Source organism: Emticicia sp., assembly GCF_049241225.1.
Lineage (GTDB): Bacteria > Bacteroidota > Bacteroidia > Cytophagales > Spirosomataceae > Emticicia.
In genome coordinates this window covers 1-1,608 of the sequence record NZ_JBMLRC010000197.1, presented here as the reverse complement: position 1 = coordinate 1,608, position 1,608 = coordinate 1, and the positions used below count along the sequence as shown (strand labels likewise).

At 39.5% G+C, this 1,608-nt stretch carries 1 protein-coding gene; it reads left to right on the top strand.

Translation table 11 applies throughout. From position 1 onward, the window contains the following. A partial coding sequence (locus ACOVO2_RS11085) for a phosphotransferase (protein ID WP_421770034.1) occupies positions 1 to 1,608 on the top strand: 1,608 nt, incomplete at both ends.

Sequence of the window (1,608 nt, the reverse complement as noted above, 5' to 3'; positions counted from 1 at the left end):
ATGCGGCTCTCGAATACCTGATTTTTCAAGACGAATTACTGAAACACCTCGAACAGAAATCACCCAATTTTAAGTATCCAAAATCTTTTAGGAATACTGATAATCAAGGCATTTTCGACTATATTGATGCTCACGGGAATAACAGAAAAATACGATTGTTAGAGTGGATGGATGGTCATTTGTATTCGGCTGTAAACCCAAAAAGTGAAAGTCTGAGGTTTTCGCTTGGCCAAAAATGCGGACAAATAACCAATGCACTTTTAGACTTTAATCATGCGTTGGCACATCGAACTTTCGACTGGAATTTAGCCGATGCTCTTTGGGTAGAACAATATGTTGGGTTGTTTTCGGAAAAAGAACTCGAAATCGTCAGTTTTTTCATCGAGAAATTCAAAGCTATTCAGCCACAGTATCAGAATCTCAGAAAAAGTACGATTCATAACGATGCCAATGATAACAATATCATCGTTTCGCATCAATTACAAAATCCAAGCGTTGAGGCTATTATCGACTATGGCGATAGCGTTTATTCGCAGATTATCAATGATTTATCGGTCGTTTTGGCTTACGGAATCATGGATTTTGAGCAACCTCTGGAAGCCGCAAAGGTAATTATCTCGGGTTATCATCAACAGTTTCCGCTTTTAGATGAGGAATTACAAGTGCTTTACACCACAACCGCCATGCGTTTGGTGATTAGTGTCACGAAATCGGCCATTAATAAAAAGAAAGAACCCGAAAATGCGTATTTGCTCATCAGTGAAAAATCTGCTTGGCGACTTTTAGAGCAATGGAAAAATATTTCGGAAAATTATGCCTATTATACATTCAGAAGTGCTTGTGGAATGACTCCTTGCAGCACCTACGAAACGTTTATCAATTATGCCCAAAGCTCCAATTGGACAATTGAAGATTTGATTCCCGAAAGTAAAAACAAAACCATCACTCCGCTTGATTTATCCATTGCTTCGACCTTTATTGGCAACTTCAGTAATTACATCAATTCGGCGGCACTCGATGATAAAATCAGTCGAAAAGTGAAGGAAGAAAACGTGCTTTTGGTGGGCGGTTATGGCGAAGCACGGCCGATTTATACAACCGATGCTTTCAAGATAAAAACTAACGAAGGCTACGAGCATCGCACGATTCATATTGGAGTTGATTTCTGGACTTTGGCTCATACGGCCGTACACGCTTTAGAAGATGGCGAAATTTTTAGCTGCCACAATAACGACCACCCAAAAGATTACGGCCCAACACTTATTCTGAAACACCAAGTAAACGGTTTGGTGTTTTATACACTTTATGGACATCTGACAAAAGAAAGTTTAGCTGATAAATTTATTGGAAAAGCCATCAAAAAAGGCGAAAAAATAGCCGAAATTGGCGTTGAAGCCGAGAATGGAGCGTGGTCACCGCATTTACATTTTCAGATAATTTTAGATATGTTGGGGCATGAAAATGACTTTATTGGCGTTTCGAGTCCGAGTAATTGGCCGATTTTTTCGAGTATTTGTCCTGACCCGAACCTTCTTTTCAAAACTTCACTGCTCAACTCAAAAAAACGCACCGACCAGCTCGACCAAATCAATTATCGAAAACAGCATT